This window comes from Clostridium sardiniense (genome assembly GCF_019753795.1).
GTDB classification, from domain to species: domain Bacteria; phylum Bacillota; class Clostridia; order Clostridiales; family Clostridiaceae; genus Clostridium; species Clostridium sardiniense.
In genome coordinates, this window is sequence record NZ_JAIKTU010000007.1 from 108632 (window position 1) to 125763 (window position 17132).

Sequence of the window (17132 nt, forward strand, 5' to 3'; positions counted from 1 at the left end):
ATAGCAATAAAAATATATTGAATATTATTGAGAAAAACTGTAATATATATAATATAAAGGTAATTTTTAGGAGGGGGAATATGAGATATTTAAAGTTGACCGCTATTGTACTTAATTTAGCACTATTGGCTTTAGGGATTATGATAATTGGAGGAGCCATTAATTTGTTTGGTAATTTAAATAATATGAATAATGAGGGCATTTTATTTATTTTTACTAGATTTATAATTTTAACAGGATTGTTTATAATATTAATTAAAATAAAAATGTTAGTTAAAAATATTAATGATAAGATTATATTTGCAGATAAGAATATAAAAATTTTAATTACTATATCTAATATTTTATTTATAATGGCTATAGCAACATATTTTATAAAAAATGATAATACATCACTTCAAATATTAGAGTTTGGTGGATTTGCTATTAAGTTTGAAACTTTATTATTAGCATCTATTGGATTAATTGCTAGAATAATTGGAGATGTATTTAATGAATCTATAAAGATAAAATATAAATCTGATGAACTAGAAGAAGAGAGCAAATATACAGTATAGGTGAATGGATGATAATAACAAATTTAGATGTAATGATGGCAAAGAGGAAAATAAGCTTAACAGAACTTGCAGATCAGGTTGGCGTTACTCAAGCAAACCTATCTATTCTTAAGAATGGAAAGGCAAAAGCTATAAGATTCTCTACTTTAGAGGCGATATGCAAAGTATTAGAATGTCAACCTGAAGATATTTTAGAATTTAGAAACGATGAATAAAGAATAATTAGCAAAAGCCCTAAAATTATAAATTTATAATTTTAGGGCTTTTGTTAATTAGGTTTTTAGATAAAACTTTCATATATGCCTAATATAATAAGAAGTAGACTAGATACAAGTGAAGCATATTTTCCAAGAAGTTTTCCAAGGAAACTATTGCCAAGCCATGATCCTAAAATGATACTTATTGAAGTCACAATAAACGTAAAAAGTGTTGAATAAAATATGCTTATTCCTGTAATACTTGCAGAAATTCCTACACCTAAATTATTTATTGTAAGTGCAAAGGCAAGAGGAATAGTCTCTTTTAATTCAATAACTCTAGAATTATTAGAATCAGCATTTATAAAAGCAGGTGTTTCCTTATTTCTAATACTACTTATTAAAAACCAAGTCCCTATTAAGACTAATGATATTCCACCAATAAAGTTAGAAATACTATTAGGTAAAATATTTTCTAGGAAACTACCAAATAACATAGATAGGAAAGTTCCAATTGATGTTATTATAGCAATCAGTATATTGCTTGATAAAGGTAGTTTTATTTTATGCATACCATAAGATACAGATACAGTAAAGGTATCTAAATTAGATGATATTGATAAAATAAAGGCTGATAAAAATTGTTGCATATAAACTCTCTCCATTTTATTGGTATAATATCATTATATTATATTGTACTAATATGGACATAATTGTGATAATAAAATGAATATTAAGTTAAAGTATTGCAATGTGTAATAAAATATAAAAATTGTAATAAAAAAGGAGCATAAATGCCCCTTTTACTTTCCAAAATTATTTAAATTTAAATAGTTTAATATATCTAGATGAAATACGTTATTAGCTATCAAATATATATTATATAATATGTAAAGCGAAATTATAAATTTTAAAAATCTATTGAAGTACTTTTCTCCATTAGAGTTGGTTTTAATAAAAAATACATTAAGATTAGCCTTAAAAGGGTATAATAATTCAATCCCTTCTTTTGTAAGCAAATCTAAAATTAAATGTGAAGCATAACCTATAAAAAATCCATAACACATACTTATAATTATAATATTATCATTACTTATAATTATAATAAGTTTAAAAATTACATATAAAATAAGCATAGCTAATAAACTATGTGTAAAACCTCTATGTCTACAACGTTTTCCAAAAATCTTAGAGATAAAAGGATGCCTTTTACTAATAAAAGAACTTTTCATATCTATGTCAGGAAATAATGATCCAATATGAGAAGCATAGAAAAAAATTACTATTGATAGCAATCCATAACTAATACTATAGTGAATCAAATATTTTGTTATAAATACATTTAATGTAATTAGAGCAATTAAAAATCCTCCAGATGAGTGTGTTTGTTTTGTCATTTATTTTGCACCTTTTTTTAGATTATATTATTAAATATTAAATACATTATATATTAATATTTGTATTAATTAAATCTTATTTTGTTAACTCTTTTAAAATTTAATTATGATATAAATTTTTAGTTATAAAAATATACTATTAAAAGTTAAATTTTATTTATATAGAAAAATAAGAGACATAGTTTATTAATCAACTAATTTAAATTGATTAATAACTATGTCTCTATTTTATATATTTATATTTTATTATGAAATAATATAACGTTAATTAATAACTATAACTATATCTTATTTAAATAAATTAAAAAAAACATATTAATTATTGACACATTTTCACTATGCAGTTATTATTATAATAATAAAACCTAGTAAACATATATGAATAATATAAAAAGGGGGATTAATTATGAATAGTACATTTTTTTCAGATTTTCTTATGATTACAGATTTTAAAACAATTTTATTTATTTTATTTTTAGTAGGGGTATTTTTTATTATTAAAAAGTTTGAAAAGAATAAGTCTAGTTTTTCAAAACGTATGATACTAGCAACAATACTAGGTCTCGTTCTTGGGGGTATTATACAAGCTGTTTCTGGTTTCTCAGATACTCCAGATAAGATATCTTGGGTAAATGAAACCGTTAAGTGGTATGGATTAATTGGTTATGGATTTATGGATTTATTAAAAATGTTAGTTATTCCATTGGTTTTCATATCAATAATAAAAGTTATTACTGATATGAAAAATGGAGAAAATTTAAGTAAGCTTACTGTTAGAACAATACTTGTATTACTTTTAACAACAGCAATTGCAGCAATAATTGGAATTATTGTAGGAAACTTATTTAAACTAGGGGTGGGACTTGAAGTTATGAATTCAACGTCAGATATGAAGGAGGTAACTTCAATAATTGATACAATAAGAGGTTTATTACCATCAAATCCAATTAAGGCTATGGCAGAAGGAAATGTAGTTGCAGTAGTAATTTTCGCAGCATTTATTGGTATTGCTATGAAGAGACTATCAAAGAAGCATCATGATAAGATAAAGCCAGTTGAGGATTTAGTTGAAGGATCATATAAGATAATTGTTAGTATTGCTATGACAGTAATAAAATTTATGCCATATGCAGTTATTCCGCTATTGGCTAATACAATTGCAAGTAGAGGTCTTGCAGCAATATTAGGAGTTATCAATTTTATTTTGGCACTTTATGTAAGTATAATATTAATGTTTATAGTACATCTTATAATAGTTGCATTAAATGGACTTAATCCAATTAGATATGTAAAAAATGTTATGGAGCCATTAATACTTGCATTCACTTCACGTTCAAGTCTTGGAACATTACCAGTTACAATAGAGACATTAACAGAAAAAGTTGGTCTTGAAAATGGAATATCAAGTTTTGTTGGTAGTATTGGATCAAATGCAGGGATGAATGGATGTGCTGCTATATATCCAGCTTTAATGGCAGTTACTATAGCAAATATGTCAGGAACACCTATGAATTTTTCATTTTATATAATGCTTCTTATAATAATTGTTATAAGTTCTGTTGGGATAGCAGGAATACCAGGAACAGCAACAGTTTCAGTATCAGTTGTTATTTCAGGTATGGGAATGGGAAGCTATTTCTCTTTAGCAGGTGGAATACTTGCTATAGATCCAATCCTTGATATGGGACGTACAATGCTTAATGTAAATGGGACTATGGTTACAGCAATAACTGTAGGAAATAGTTTTAAAGCTATTGACAAAAATATTTTTTATGGAGAGAATAGTAACCATGGAAATAATTAAAGCAAATGGCTTTTAAGGAATGGTGATTATATGAAAATTTCAACAAAAGGAAGATATGGATTAAAAGCATTGATAGATATATATATGTACTCTTCTTGTGAAACAGTAACTTTAAAGTCTGTATCAAAAAGACAGGATATATCAGAAAAATATTTAGAACAAATATTTTCTTCTTTAAGAAAAGACGGAATAATAGAAGGAAAGAAAGGTCCGCAAGGAGGATATTTTTTAACAAGAGATGCTAAAACTATTACTGTTGGTGAAATTTTAAGAAGTCTTGAAGGAAAGTTAGTTTTAATTGATAATGAAAAAGATAATAATCAACTTTCAGAATACCTTTATGAAAATCTTTGGGATGTTATAAATAAAAAAATTAATGAGTACTTTGATTCAATTACATTAGAAGAATTAGCTAATAATTATAAATATAGTATAGAGGATATAGCGTATTATATTTAATTTTAGCAAATTATAAAATATTAAATAATAATTTATATAAAAAGGCTGTGTTATAACTAGCTTAGTAAGCTAGTTTATAACACAGCCTTTTAAAATTATATCATTATCTATTTAGCTCTTTTATGTTTATCTATCCTTTTTAGAATTGGATATCCAATAAACATTAAAAATATAATAAATGAAGCAGCATGAACTATATCATTAAATAATATTTTAAAAATTGGATTATAATTATTATCAATAATATATTTATTGCATAAATCATAAGCTGATTTTATTGCATCTTCAGAGATAAATTCTATCTTATCATCTGGAGTATGAATTCTACTTACATCACTATGAGAGATAGTAAGAGAATCAAATCCATTATTGATGAAGCTAGCATGATCACTGGCATCTTCATATTTAATATTAGATTCTAGACCTAATTCTTTGCATATACTTTCAAGGTTATCAAGAAGATCAGATTTAACATCAAGAGATTTTTCGCCTCGCATAAATGTTATAGGATAGTCTGGGGCACCAATCATATCAAAATTTATAACCTTAGCACCTTTTAAAGTATCCTTATATTTTGATGCAAATTTATTAGAGCCTATAAGTCCGAATTCTTCTCCATTTAATCCAACAAAAATAATATCTCTATTAGGTTTTGGTAGAGTGGATAGATAACGAGCAAGTTCTAATAAAAATGATGCACCAGATGCATTATCTAGAGCACCTGCATATATATTATCTAAGCAATCAGCGCCCATATGATCAAAATGAGCTGTAAGTATAAGTGGAGGACTCGTACTATCTTTTCCTTCAATTTTACCAGCTACATTATAAACTTCTGTTGTCTTTAAAGTATAAGGTAGGGATATAGATATTTCAGAATTATTTTTTATAGCAGTTACTATTTCATTATATGTATCCTTTGTAATAGCTATGGCAAAAGATACTGGTGATTCATGTACAAAAGAGCTTCTAAAATTAAAATTATCTTCCTTACTGACATAAAGCAAGAATAAGTCCCCACCCTTTTTAAAAGATATAGAAGATGGAAATATGTTTAAATTATCTTCAGAGGATAGGGTCACATCTGAAACTTTAAAATTAAGCATATCCTCTTTAAAATCAGTACCATAATTAAACTTTTTCACAGTATTATCATCTTTCTTTATTTCAAGTGTTGGAACTTCATCATTTTTAAATGGAGCTACAACTTGAAAGCCTTGAGTATAGTCTTTATCTATAGGCTTAAGGTCTAATTCCTTAAATTCTTCAGCTATATAATTTGCAACTTGTTCATTTTCATTAGTTCCACATAATCTACCGTTAAATTGTTCAGAGGATAAAAAGGCTATATCATTTTTAACATCAGTGGAACTAAAGTGATGAACAGTACATCTAAGAACTAAGAAAAAAATAAATATTATTGCAGAAATAACAGTGCAAACTTTATATATTTTAGATTTCATTAACTTCTCCCATCAATAATTGTTATACTTAAGTTTATTATATGTTTATAATTATTATGATTAAAAGAAGTTGTGTTTAAGCTAAGCTTTTTTATAAAGCATATCTACAATAGCATATGATAGAGTAAATAAAAGACATATATACACGCTTAAATTAAGTTTTGAATTAATTATTACATAGATTCCACCAAATATAGCACTAATTAGTATTATATAATTTATAAACTTATAGATACCTGATTTTTTCCCATTTATTACTGTAACTGATGAAATTATAATTAAAATTAATGTTAAGAATGAAAATGAATCTTTTAGTACTTTAGAAAATTGTATTATTTTAAAATGGTTAAATGTTAGTAATAAGATAAGTACTACTAGCAATAGAGAGATTAATTTTTCTATATATTTATTCATAACAAGACCACCTTTACTGGAAAATATTTACAATTTAAATTATACTAGAACTTAACATAATTACAATATGTAATAAAGAATTAATAAGCAAAATAACCCAAAAAAGTTTATCGCGGTAGTGAAGAAGGGTATAATAAAGATATAACTAATTTTGGAGGTTTTAGGATGAATATCAATGAGAGATTAGCTAAAGAGCTTGGACTTAAATTAAGTGTAATTAATAATGTTGTTGAATTATTGGATGGAGGAAATACAGTTCCTTTCATTGCAAGATATAGAAAAGAAATGACAGGTGGACTTTCTGATGAAGTTTTAAGAAACTTAGAAGAAAGGTTAACATATTTAAGAAATTTAGAAGATAGAAAAGAAGCAGTAACTAAGATTATAGATGAGCAAGGAAATCTTACAGAAGAGATAAGTCTTTCTCTTCAAAAAGCTGAGACATTAACAGAAGTGGAAGATATATATAGACCTTTCAAACCTAAAAAGAGAACAAGGGCTACTATTGCATTAGAAAAAGGATTAAAGCCACTTGGAGAACTTATATTAAGTGGAATTTTTAAAGGTAATATAAATGAAGAAGCTAAGAAGTTTATAGATAATGAAAAGGGAGTAGAAAGCGAAGCTGATGCAATTAAGGGTGCATTAGATATAATTGCAGAAACTGTTTCAGATGAAGCTAAATATAGAAAGTGGATAAGAAACTTTGTGTTTAATGAAGGATTAATTGAAACTAAAGGTGATAGTAAAGAACCAACTCCTTTTGAAATGTACTATGCTTACAGTGAAGAAGTTAAAAAGATACCTCCACATAGAATACTTGCTATAAACAGAGGAGAAAAAGAGAAGATTCTATCAGTTAAAGTAGTTTCAAATGAAGATAAAATAATAAGTTATTTAGAAAATAGTTTATTAAAGGGAAATAAAGAAACTGATGAATTATTAAGAGAAGCTATAAAAGATTCTTTAAAAAGACTTATATATCCTTCAATTGATAGAGAGATTAGAAGTGAACTTACTGATAAGGGGGAAGAAGGGGCTATAAATATATTTAAGGAAAATCTTAAAGCACTATTACTTCAAGCACCTATTAAGGGTAAAGTTGTTATGGGATTTGACCCTGGATTTAGAACAGGATGTAAGGTTGCTATATTAGATGGTACAGGAAAGTTTTTAGAAAATACTGCTGTATACCCAACAGCACCTAAAAATGATATAGAAGGAACTAAAAAGACATTAAAAGGACTTATAAATAAATATGATGTTGATGTTATATCTTTAGGAAATGGAACAGCTTCAAGAGAGTCAGAAGAAGTTATTGGAGAAATGATTAAAGAGATAAAAGAAGAGACAGGTAAAGAAATAGCATATGTAATTGTATCAGAAGCTGGAGCTTCAGTATATTCAGCATCAAAACTTGCTACGAAGGAATATCCAGATTTGGATGTTACTGTAAGAGGTGCTATATCAATAGGTAGAAGATTACAAGATCCATTAGCGGAACTTGTTAAGATAGATCCAAAAGCTATTGGTGTTGGCCAATATCAACATGATGTAACTCAAAAGAGATTAGAGGAATCATTAAATGGAGTTGTAGAAGACTCTGTTAATAAAGTTGGAGTTGATTTAAATACAGCTACACCTAGCCTTTTAACACATATATCTGGCATAAATGCAGGTATTGCAGATAATATAGTAGCCTATAGAGAAGAAAATGGTGAGTTTAAAACAAGAAAAGAACTTTTAAAAGTTAAGAGATTAGGTCAAAAAGCTTTTGAACAATGTGCAGGTTTCTTAAGAGTTATGGAAAGTAAGAATCCATTAGATAATACTTCAGTCCATCCAGAATCATATGATGCAGCTAAAAAGCTTATAGAAATTCTAGGATACACTATGGATGACTTAAAAAATAAAAACTTAATAGATATAGAAGATAGAGTTAAGTTAAAGGGAGTAAGCAATCTTTCTAAAGAATTAGAAGTTGGAGAGCTTACTTTAAAGGATATAATAAAAGAATTACAAAAGCCAGGTAGAGACCCAAGAGAAGATATGCCAAAACCTATACTTAAAACAGGTGTTATAGACTTAAAGGATCTAAAATCAGGTATGACACTTATGGGGACTGTTAGAAATGTTTCAGATTTTGGTGCATTTGTTGATATTGGGGTACACCAAGATGGATTAGTTCATAAGAGTCAAATGGCAAATAGATTTGTAAAGCACCCTCTTGATATAGTTAAAGTTGGTGATGTTATAAAGGTTAGAATATTAGAAGTTGATGAAAAGAGAAAAAGAATTTCTCTTTCTATGAAAGAGGTAGATTAATTAAAAATATTAATAAATTTATAAACTGATATTTTTAGAAGGTATCTATAAAATTATATAGATACCTTCTATTTTTCTTATAAAAACCATATATTGTAAAATAGTAAAAATTGGTGATATAATATTTATTAATTATACTATTATAGAAGGAGATGATTTAAATGAAGTATTTAGCAATTATTATTTTATTATTAATTATTATATTTGTATCTATATTGGTCTTTAGCTTTGGATTTAATAAAGAAAATGGGGTAAAATCTAATTTAAAGTTTACTGGAACTATGATGACAGTTACTTTGCCTATAGTTTCTTTAGTTGGAGGAACTCTATTTTTAGCATTTAAGTTAGTTGAGACATTATTACCAGTAGAGATTTCAACATTTGATATATTCACTATTTCAATTATTGGTGTATTTATTATATTTATTTGTGATTTAATCAGTAAAAAAGTAGTAGGTGGAATAATACCAATTATTCTTGCAAAGAAATACGAGGGGGAAGAACTTAAAGAAAAAGAAATGATGGATATAATAAATGGATTACAAAAAAAAGTTAACTTACTTACACTCGGAATTATGTTTTTCTCTAGTTTAATTTTATATATGGGACTTATGGTGATTATATCAGTTGAGGTTACTGTATTATTTTTGATTATTATATCATTATTAACTTTAGTAAGTTATAAGATTTTCTTTAGAAGCAATGGCCGTTTGGAAAACCAATAAAAAGATTATAAAAAAGATGTGCTATTTTTAGCACATCTTTTTTTACTTTTAGTAATAATTAATCTGTATTAAAAATAAGTATAGTAATGTAATAGGAAAAGTAATATGAATTCTAGTGAACACTTGAATAAAGTTACAAATGAAAATTGGTAATGGAATAGAAAACATTTACAGTGAGAATAAAGTGGTAATTACCACTATTATCTAAAAATTAAATAAATTTGAAATACAAGGAGGGGTATTATGCCAAATATATTATTGACAAGGGTAGATAATCGTTTAATTCATGGACAAGTTGGAGTAACTTGGGTAAATCATTTAGGTGCTAATTTAATATTAGTTGCAAATGATGAGGTATCAAAGGATCCAGTACAACAAAATTTAATGCAGATGGTATTACCAGATGTTATTGAGACAAGATTCTTTAGTATTGATAAAACAATAAAGATAATTCATAAAGCAGCAAATAGACAAAAAATATTTTTAGTTTGTAGAACACCACAAGATGCTTTAAGACTAATTGAAGGTGGAGTTCCAATAGATAAATTAAATATTGGTAATATGCATTTTAGTGAAGGAAAAGAACAAATATCATCAACAGTATCACTAGATGAAGATGATAAAAAGACTATAAGAAAAATAATAGACAAAGGAATAAAGGTTGAAGTCAGAAGAGTTCCTGACGAGAGAATAGATATTGATATAGAAAAATTTGTTTAATTTGTTTTCATTTTATATTAATTTATATATTTAATAAAAATTATTAAAGGGGAGGACGAACTAAATGGTAGTAGAAGCGTTATTAATTGCTATCTGGGCTGGTATAGCTGGGGTTGATATGTACAATGGATTAACACATATACACAGACCGATAGTAACAGGACCCATCGTAGGACTTATACTTGGTGATATGACAACTGGACTTATTGTAGGAGCTGCTTTAGAGCTAGTATTTATGGGGATGGTACCACTTGCTGGTGCACAACCACCAAATGTTGTTATTGGAGGTATAATTGGTACAAGTGTAGCTATTTTAGCTAAACTTGATCCACAAGCTGCAATTGGTATGGCAGTACCATTTGCAGTGGCAGCACAAGCAGGAATAACTTTATTATTCACGGCATTTTCGCCCGTCATGCATAAGGCAGATAAATACGCCGAAGATACCAATACTAAAGGAATTGATAGGATCAATTACTTAGGTATGGCAATATTATTTGTATCATATTTCATATGTGCATTCTTACCAATATACTTTGGTGCAGACAAAGCAGCTGATATAGTTGCTTTGATACCAGAAACTATTATAGGTGGATTATCTGTAGCTGGTGGAATTATGCCTGCTATTGGATTTGCAATGTTACTTAAGATAATGCTTAAGAAGGAATATGTTGCTTTCTTAATAGTTGGATTTTTAGCAGTAACTTATTTCAATATCCCAATATTAGGACTTGCTTTAATTGGACTATGTATAGCACTCTATGATTATTATGCAAAGAATAATCAACAAGTAGCAACTGAAGCAAAGGAGGAATATGAAGATGGCATCTAATGTAGAGTATAAAAAAGCAAATGCAGCTATTGAATCAGATTTAGGGTATAAAAATTCTAGTACTGATAAGGTAATAACTAAAAAAGACTTAAATAAAATGGCTTGGAAGTCATTATTCCTTCAAGCATCATTTAACTATGAAAGAATGCAAGCTTGTGGATGGTTATATTCTTTATTACCAGGACTTAAAAAGATACACACAAACAAAAAAGACCTTTCAGATTCTATGAAAGATCACTTGGAATTCTTTAATAGTCATCCATTCGTAATTACATTTATTATGGGATTAGTAATAGCAATGGAAGAAAATAAGGAAGATAGAAATACAATAAGAGCTATAAAGATTGCCACAATGGGACCTTTAGGTGGAATAGGTGATGCGTTATTCTGGTTAACAGCCCTTCCTATATGTGCAGGTATAGGTGCATCTCTTGCAAGTGAAGGTAATATTGCTGGACCAATAGTGTTCTTATTATCATTTAATGTAATACATTTCTTCTTACTATTCTTCTTAATGAATTATGGTTATAATACAGGTGTTAAAGCTATAGTTAATTTAAGAGAACAAACTAAGAAGATATCACATGCTGCTTCAATAGTTGGATTAACAGTTGTCGGGGGACTTATAGCTTCAATGGTTAATTTAAAGACTACTTGGGTTATAACAGCAGGTCAAGCTGAGGTAAAAGTTCAAGAAGGTGTTTTAGATGCATTAATGCCAAATCTTTTACCTTTATTATATACTTTCTTGATGTATAAATTGCTTAAGAAAGGACATTCTCCAATAATATTAATAGTTATAACAGTTATAATTGGTATAGCTGGAAGATGGATTGGAATATTATAAAATAAAATATTTAAATGTTTAGTTAAGATAAAAGCTTAAGCAATAATTTGCTTAAGCTTTTTTAAATAAATATGTTAAAAAAATGCAACTGGTAATAACAAGTTTTTGATGTATATAAAATTTTTATTGCATAATGTGGCATTAAATGATTATAATGAAATAGAAGAAGTATTTAAATAGTATTTTTTCAATATATTTTATACTTAATTTAATAAAATAATAGGATGGTAATGACAAGTGAAGGTTATAGATAAAAATTCTAGAATCCCGTTGTACTTACAACTTATGGATATATTGATAGAAAAGATCAATAAAAGCTTAGGAGAAAATGAGCAATTACTTTCAGAAAGAGAAATTTGTGAAATTTATGATGTAAGTAGAACAACAGTAAGACAAGCCTTAGATGAACTTGAGAGAGATGGATATATATATAAGGTACATGGTAAAGGAACATTTGTTGCACCAAAGAGGGTAAATCAAGATTTAGTTTCATTTTATTCTTTTACAGAAGAAATGAAGAAGATCGGTAAGGAACCTTCATCACAAATAGTTGGTTTTGAGATTATACAATCAGGTGATAAACTAGCAAGCAAATTTAAGATGAAGGAAGAGGATTTAGTCTACAAGATTATAAGAATTAGAAAAGCAGATAATGTGCCAATGATGTATGAAATAACATATTTACCATTTGAAAGATTTGAAGGACTATCAAAGGAGCAATTAGAAGGAAGAGCTATGTATGATGTCTTAACTAAAGAATATAATACAAAGCTAACTTTCGCTGAGGAATACTTTGAACCAATTCTTACAAATAAACTTGAAAGTATATATTTAGAAATCCATGAAGGAGCGCCAAGCTTAAAGATAGAACGATATACGTATGAAAATAGTAAGCTTATAGAGTATACTGTTGGAATAGCTAGAGGTGACAAATTTAAATATAGAGTTCAGCTTAAAAATAATTAAGTAAAGATAATAAAATTTAAAATAAAAAATTTTTAAAACAACTGGTAATGACAACATTAACAGTTATAGGAGGGTAAAAAAATGATTTTTGGATTTACAGAAGAAAGATTAAAGGAATTAGGAGCAGAATTTACTGGAACTGAAATTAGACAACAACCAAAGTTATGGAGAGAGACATATAAAATAATAACTGATAATAAAAATAAAATAGAAGAATTTCTAAATAAGAATATAACTAGTAATACTAGAATAATATTAACTGGTGCTGGTACTTCAGATTATGTTGGAGATTCAGTTTATCTTCATCTTGCAAAGACATTAAAGTTAAGGGTTGAAGCTATAGCCACAACAGATTTAGTATCAAATCCACAAGAGTTTTTAGAAGAGGATACTAAAACAATATTAGTATCATATGCAAGATCAGGTAATAGTCCAGAAAGTGTTGGAGCTTATGATATATTCCAAGAAAACGTAAAAGATATAGCACAACTGGTAATTACGTGTAATGAAAATGGAGAACTTGCAAAGAAATCAATGAAGGATGACAATGCTCTTTGTCTGCTTATGCCAAAGGAATCTAATGATAAGAGTTTTGCTATGACAAGTTCCTTTAGTTGTATGTTACTTGCAACACTTTTAGCATTTGATATCAAGAATTTAGAAGAGAATAAAAAGTATGTAGATAGAGTATCAGATCAAGCAGATTTAATCTTAGATAATAAATGGAATGAAGTGAAAGATTTAGTAGATTTAAATTGTGAGAGAGTTGTTTATTTAGGCTCAGGTGCGTTAAAAGGGTTATGCCAAGAGATGGCTCTTAAGAATCTAGAATTAACTAGTGGAAAAACAGTAACTGTTTGTGAGTCAGTTCTTGGTTTTAGACATGGTCCAAAATCAATAATAAATGATAATACATTAGTTATATTTATGAATTCAACTAATGAGTATACAAGCCTATATGATATGGATTTAATTAGAGAGATACATGGTGACATAGGTAACCATAAATTAGCTGTTATTAGCTATAAGAAGAATGATGAATTAAGTTCACTTTGTGATAAATATTTAGAAATAGATGGACAAGAAGTTCCAGAAGTTTATACAGTATTTAATTATATGTTGTTTGGACAAATGTTTGGGTTATTTAGCTCATTACATCTTGGAATTTCACCAGATAATCCAAGACCAGATGGAACTGTTAATAGAGTAGTTAAAGGGGTAATAATACACCCATATAATAAATAGTTAGTTATGAGAGGAGACTGCTTATGGTTGGAATAATAGTAACAGGACATGGCAATTTCGCATCAGGAATATTAAGTTCACTTAAGCTTATAGCAGGAGAACAAGAAAAATTAGTAGGGGTAGACTTTACAGCTGATGATAGTACTGAAAGTTTAGAGATTAAGCTTCAAGAAGCTATACAAGGTCTTGAGTGTGATGAAGTTCTTGTACTTTCAGATTTAGCTGGAGGGTCACCGTTTAAAGTATCAGTTATGCTTAGTCAAAAGTTATTTAATAAGAATATAAGAGTTATTTCAGGAACTAATTTAGGGATGACACTTGAAACGTCCCTTTGTAGAGATGGAATTGGCGTAGATGATTTATTAGATTTTGCAATAAACTCAGGCATAAGTTCAATAAAAACTTTTGAGCTTAAGGATATAGAAGAAGACGAAGATGTAGAAGAATTAGATGGAATTTAAAAAATACAGGAAGAGGGTAACTAAAATGGGAAAGATTTTATCAACTAGAGAGATGTTAAAGAAAGCACAAAGAGAAGGATATGCAGTACCTGCATTTAATATTCATAATTTAGAAACGCTACAAGTTGTTATTGAAACAGCAGTAGAACTTAGATCACCAGTTATATTAGCTGGTACACCATCAACTATTTCATATGCTGGTGGAGAATATATTGTAAGCATGGCTGAAGTTGCTGCAAAGAAATATGATATACCAATTGCTATACATTTAGATCATTTTGAAGATGTGGATGCAATAAAACATTATGTTGATATTGGATTTAATTCAACAATGATTGATGCATCTCATGAGACATATGAAGATAATATAAATATAGTAAAAGAAGTAGTGGATTATGCACATAAGTTTGATGCTACAGTTGAAGCAGAGCTTGGTAGATTAGGTGGACAAGAAGATGATCTTGTTGTAGATGAAAAGGATGCTATGTATACAAATCCAGATCAAGCAAAGGATTTTGTAGAGAAAACAGGTATAGATTCATTAGCAGTTGCTATTGGAACAGCTCATGGATTATACAAAGGTACAGCTAAGCTTGATTTCGATAGATTAAAGGAAATCAGAGAAAAGGTAGATGTACCTTTAGTCCTACACGGTGCATCAGATGTTCCAGATGAATTAGTAAAGAAAGCTATATCACTTGGTATATGCAAGGTTAATGTAGCAACTGACTTAAAGATACCTTTCTCAAATGCTGTAAAGAAATACTTTATAGATAATCCAGAAGCTAATGACCCAAGAAAATATATGACACCTGGTAAAGAGGCTATGAAAGCTATAGTTGCACACAAAATAATGGTATGTGGAAGTAATAATAGAGCTTAATTAGATTATTAAATTAATCAAGGACTAAAGCACTAGATGAATATGTCAAAGTAATAATACAGATTAATTAAAAGAGGTGAAAGAATGGGACATCCTATTTATGAAATAGTAAAAAGATATAAAAGTGGAGAAAAGGTGGGAATATTTTCAGTATGTTGCTCAAATCAATACGTTATTGAAGCAGCAATGAGTAGATTAAAGGATACTAATATGCATCTTTTAATTGAATCAACTGCAAATCAAGTAGACCAGTTTGGTGGATATACTGGTATGAAGCCTAAAGATTATGTTGATTATATTTATAAGCTAGCAGAAGTTAATAATTTTCCAAAAGATAGAATTATTTTAGGGGGAGATCATTTAGGACCACTTACGTGGACTAATTTAGACCCTAAGGAAGCTATGGAAAATTCAAAGAAATTAGTTAGAGAGTATGTACTTGCAGGGTTTACTAAGATTCATTTAGATACAAGTATGCCTATAAAGGGTGACTTAGAATCTGGAAACTTTGGAGATGAGATAATATCAAAAAGGGCTGCAATACTTTGTAAAGTTTGTGAAGATGCTTATAAAGAATTACTTGAAATAAATAAAGATGTTATACACCCCGTGTATGTAATTGGAAGTGAAGTTCCAATACCAGGAGGGGCACAAGCTGAGGAAGAGGAAGAAGAGGGAATAGCAGTAACTAAGGTTTCAAACTTTAAGAATACAGTAGAAACTTTTAAAGAATCATTCAAGAATGAAGGTCTAGAGGAAGCGTGGAATTATGTAGTTGGAGTTGTTGTACAACCGGGCGTTGAATTTAGTAGCGATCATGTATGGGGTTATAATAGGGATAATGCAAAAGAGCTTACAGAGGCTTTAAATGATTATGAAAATTTAGCATTTGAAGCTCATTCTACTGATTATCAAACTCCAAAGGCTTTAAAGGAAATGGTGGAAGATGGATATATAATTTTAAAAGTAGGACCAGCTTTAACTTTTGGATTTAGAGAAGGTGCATTTGCTTTAAATGCTATGGAAAATGAACTTTTAAAATATAATCCAGATTTAGAACTATCAAGATTTATGGATGTATTAGAATTTAATATGATAAAAGACCCAAAGGATTGGGAGAAGCACTATTCAGGAAGTAGTGAGAAGATTAAGTTTGATAGAAGATATAGTTTGTCAGATAGATGTAGATACTATATGCCAAGAGAAGATGTTAATTTTGCATTAGACAAAATGCTTGATAATTTAAGTAAAGTAGATATTCCAATAACGTTAGTAAGCCAATTTATGCATACTCAATACAAAAAGGTAAGAGATGGAGTTTTAGAGCTTTCAGCTAAGGAATTATTAAAAGATAGAATAGGTGAATATATAGATGACTATATATTCGCTACAAAATAAATCATAGTATAAATAAAAGAACGGAAATGAAACTAAAAGGATTCATTTTCGTTCTTTTATTTTTAATTAATGATGACCGCAGTTATGGCCAGTACATGAGTTTGAAGGGCTAAATTCAAGTAACTTATTATCATTAAAAAGACTTACATTTTCTTTTAATGAAGTAGGATTTGCTTTAAATACCTTAACCCCCATAGAATTTAATTTGTTAATAGCACCAGCACCAATACCAAGTACAAGCACTACATCTATATCAGCGCCACCTATAGCTTTTATTGGTTGACATTTACCATGCTCATGGTTTAAATCTCCGTTATTTATGGCAGTAACATCATTTGTTTTAGTATCTACTACTAAGAAAAATGGAGCAGATCCAAAGTGGTTATAAGGAACACTTTCTAAGCCATTATTTTCTTTTACAGGAATACAAATTTTCATT

General features: G+C 28.4%; 19 protein-coding genes. 14 read left to right on the top strand and 5 right to left on the bottom strand.

Annotation, left to right across the window (positions count from 1 at the left end; translation table 11 throughout):
- Positions 1-80 precede the first annotated feature (80 nt).
- A complete protein-coding gene (locus K5V21_RS09945) occupies positions 81-557 on the top strand; it encodes a hypothetical protein (protein ID WP_221861122.1) in 477 nt (158 codons plus the stop codon).
- A gap of 8 nt (positions 558-565) precedes the next feature.
- Positions 566-772 carry a helix-turn-helix domain-containing protein gene (locus tag K5V21_RS09950; RefSeq protein ID WP_221861123.1) on the top strand — a complete coding sequence of 69 codons (207 nt, stop codon included), beginning with the start codon at positions 566-568 and terminating at the stop codon, positions 770-772.
- A 65-nt stretch (positions 773-837) separates the two neighbouring features.
- On the opposite strand, the gene K5V21_RS09955 is transcribed toward K5V21_RS09950, so the two are convergent.
- Together K5V21_RS09955 and K5V21_RS09960 are read right to left on the bottom strand one after the other, a co-directional pair.
- A complete protein-coding gene (locus K5V21_RS09955; RefSeq protein ID WP_221861124.1) occupies positions 838-1404 on the bottom strand; it encodes a manganese efflux pump MntP in 567 nt (188 codons plus the stop codon).
- A 153-nt stretch (positions 1405-1557) separates the two neighbouring features.
- Positions 1558-2151, bottom strand: coding sequence for a metal-dependent hydrolase (locus tag K5V21_RS09960; protein WP_221861125.1), 594 nt, complete (start codon positions 2149-2151; stop codon positions 1558-1560).
- Between the two features lie 406 nt (positions 2152-2557).
- Here K5V21_RS09960 and K5V21_RS09965 point away from each other — a divergent pair, with 406 nt between their 5' ends.
- Together K5V21_RS09965 and K5V21_RS09970 are read left to right on the top strand one after the other, a co-directional pair.
- Complete coding sequence (locus tag K5V21_RS09965; RefSeq protein ID WP_221861126.1) at positions 2558-3955, top strand: cation:dicarboxylate symporter family transporter; 1398 nt, start codon at positions 2558-2560, stop codon at positions 3953-3955.
- A 30-nt stretch (positions 3956-3985) separates the two neighbouring features.
- Positions 3986-4414, top strand: coding sequence for an RrF2 family transcriptional regulator (locus K5V21_RS09970; protein ID WP_204595893.1), 429 nt, complete (start codon positions 3986-3988; stop codon positions 4412-4414).
- A gap of 107 nt (positions 4415-4521) precedes the next feature.
- On the opposite strand, the gene K5V21_RS09975 is transcribed toward K5V21_RS09970, so the two are convergent.
- Entirely contained in the window at positions 4522-5877 is a 1356-nt protein-coding gene (locus K5V21_RS09975; protein ID WP_221861127.1) for a M28 family metallopeptidase, read from the bottom strand.
- Positions 5878-5958: 81 nt separating this feature from the next.
- Complete coding sequence (locus K5V21_RS09980; RefSeq protein WP_221861128.1) at positions 5959-6291, bottom strand: hypothetical protein; 333 nt, start codon at positions 6289-6291, stop codon at positions 5959-5961.
- A gap of 165 nt (positions 6292-6456) precedes the next feature.
- Here K5V21_RS09980 and K5V21_RS09985 point away from each other — a divergent pair, with 165 nt between their 5' ends.
- From K5V21_RS09985 to K5V21_RS10030, 10 genes are all read left to right on the top strand, one after another.
- A complete protein-coding gene (locus K5V21_RS09985) occupies positions 6457-8616 on the top strand; it encodes a Tex family protein (protein ID WP_221861129.1) in 2160 nt (719 codons plus the stop codon).
- Between the two features lie 161 nt (positions 8617-8777).
- The gene (locus K5V21_RS09990) at positions 8778-9341 is read left to right on the top strand and encodes a hypothetical protein (protein WP_221861130.1); all 564 of its coding nucleotides are present in this window, start codon (positions 8778-8780) and stop codon (positions 9339-9341) included.
- A 243-nt stretch (positions 9342-9584) separates the two neighbouring features.
- The gene (gene agaB / locus K5V21_RS09995; protein ID WP_221861131.1) at positions 9585-10061 is read left to right on the top strand and encodes a PTS galactosamine transporter subunit IIB; all 477 of its coding nucleotides are present in this window, start codon (positions 9585-9587) and stop codon (positions 10059-10061) included.
- Between the two features lie 64 nt (positions 10062-10125).
- Positions 10126-10893, top strand: coding sequence for a PTS N-acetylgalactosamine transporter subunit IIC (agaW, locus tag K5V21_RS10000; RefSeq protein ID WP_221861132.1), 768 nt, complete (start codon positions 10126-10128; stop codon positions 10891-10893).
- 28 nt (positions 10894-10921) lie between these two features.
- The gene (locus K5V21_RS10005) at positions 10922-11740 is read left to right on the top strand and encodes a PTS system mannose/fructose/sorbose family transporter subunit IID (protein ID WP_204595932.1); all 819 of its coding nucleotides are present in this window, start codon (positions 10922-10924) and stop codon (positions 11738-11740) included.
- Between the two features lie 237 nt (positions 11741-11977).
- A complete protein-coding gene (locus tag K5V21_RS10010) occupies positions 11978-12706 on the top strand; it encodes a GntR family transcriptional regulator (RefSeq protein ID WP_221861133.1) in 729 nt (242 codons plus the stop codon).
- 81 nt (positions 12707-12787) lie between these two features.
- Complete coding sequence (locus K5V21_RS10015; protein ID WP_221861134.1) at positions 12788-13951, top strand: SIS domain-containing protein; 1164 nt, start codon at positions 12788-12790, stop codon at positions 13949-13951.
- Positions 13952-13974: 23 nt separating this feature from the next.
- Complete coding sequence (gene agaF / locus K5V21_RS10020; RefSeq protein ID WP_221861135.1) at positions 13975-14412, top strand: PTS galactosamine/N-acetylgalactosamine transporter subunit IIA; 438 nt, start codon at positions 13975-13977, stop codon at positions 14410-14412.
- Positions 14413-14437: 25 nt separating this feature from the next.
- Positions 14438-15295: a tagatose bisphosphate family class II aldolase gene (locus K5V21_RS10025; RefSeq protein WP_221861136.1), complete on the top strand. Its 858-nt coding sequence runs from the start codon at positions 14438-14440 to the stop codon at positions 15293-15295.
- Positions 15296-15379: 84 nt separating this feature from the next.
- Entirely contained in the window at positions 15380-16693 is a 1314-nt protein-coding gene (locus tag K5V21_RS10030) for a class II D-tagatose-bisphosphate aldolase, non-catalytic subunit (RefSeq protein ID WP_221861137.1), read from the top strand.
- Between the two features lie 66 nt (positions 16694-16759).
- Here K5V21_RS10030 and K5V21_RS10035 read toward each other — a convergent pair whose 3' ends face one another.
- Positions 16760-17131, bottom strand: a complete 372-nt coding sequence (locus K5V21_RS10035; protein ID WP_204595905.1) for a NifB/NifX family molybdenum-iron cluster-binding protein — start codon at positions 17129-17131, stop codon at positions 16760-16762.
- Between the last annotated feature and the right edge of the window lies 1 nt (position 17132).

Excerpts from the sequence above, each read along its gene's own strand:
- K5V21_RS09945 (WP_221861122.1), top strand. The coding sequence starts at position 81 with ATGAGATATTTAAAGTTGACCGCTATTGTACTTAATTTAGCACTATTG.
- K5V21_RS09950 (WP_221861123.1), top strand. The coding sequence starts at position 566 with ATGATAATAACAAATTTAGATGTAATGATGGCAAAGAGGAAAATAAGC.
- K5V21_RS09955 (WP_221861124.1), bottom strand. The coding sequence starts at position 1,404 with ATGCAACAATTTTTATCAGCCTTTATTTTATCAATATCATCTAATTTA.
- K5V21_RS09960 (WP_221861125.1), bottom strand. The coding sequence starts at position 2,151 with ATGACAAAACAAACACACTCATCTGGAGGATTTTTAATTGCTCTAATT.
- K5V21_RS09965 (WP_221861126.1), top strand. The coding sequence starts at position 2,558 with ATGAATAGTACATTTTTTTCAGATTTTCTTATGATTACAGATTTTAAA.
- K5V21_RS09970 (WP_204595893.1), top strand. The coding sequence starts at position 3,986 with ATGAAAATTTCAACAAAAGGAAGATATGGATTAAAAGCATTGATAGAT.
- K5V21_RS09975 (WP_221861127.1), bottom strand. The coding sequence starts at position 5,877 with ATGAAATCTAAAATATATAAAGTTTGCACTGTTATTTCTGCAATAATA.
- K5V21_RS09980 (WP_221861128.1), bottom strand. The coding sequence starts at position 6,291 with ATGAATAAATATATAGAAAAATTAATCTCTCTATTGCTAGTAGTACTT.
- K5V21_RS09985 (WP_221861129.1), top strand. The coding sequence starts at position 6,457 with ATGAATATCAATGAGAGATTAGCTAAAGAGCTTGGACTTAAATTAAGT.
- K5V21_RS09990 (WP_221861130.1), top strand. The coding sequence starts at position 8,778 with ATGAAGTATTTAGCAATTATTATTTTATTATTAATTATTATATTTGTA.
- agaB (WP_221861131.1), top strand. The coding sequence starts at position 9,585 with ATGCCAAATATATTATTGACAAGGGTAGATAATCGTTTAATTCATGGA.
- agaW (WP_221861132.1), top strand. The coding sequence starts at position 10,126 with ATGGTAGTAGAAGCGTTATTAATTGCTATCTGGGCTGGTATAGCTGGG.
- K5V21_RS10015 (WP_221861134.1), top strand. The coding sequence starts at position 12,788 with ATGATTTTTGGATTTACAGAAGAAAGATTAAAGGAATTAGGAGCAGAA.
- agaF (WP_221861135.1), top strand. The coding sequence starts at position 13,975 with ATGGTTGGAATAATAGTAACAGGACATGGCAATTTCGCATCAGGAATA.
- K5V21_RS10025 (WP_221861136.1), top strand. The coding sequence starts at position 14,438 with ATGGGAAAGATTTTATCAACTAGAGAGATGTTAAAGAAAGCACAAAGA.
- K5V21_RS10030 (WP_221861137.1), top strand. The coding sequence starts at position 15,380 with ATGGGACATCCTATTTATGAAATAGTAAAAAGATATAAAAGTGGAGAA.
- K5V21_RS10035 (WP_204595905.1), bottom strand. The coding sequence starts at position 17,131 with ATGAAAATTTGTATTCCTGTAAAAGAAAATAATGGCTTAGAAAGTGTT.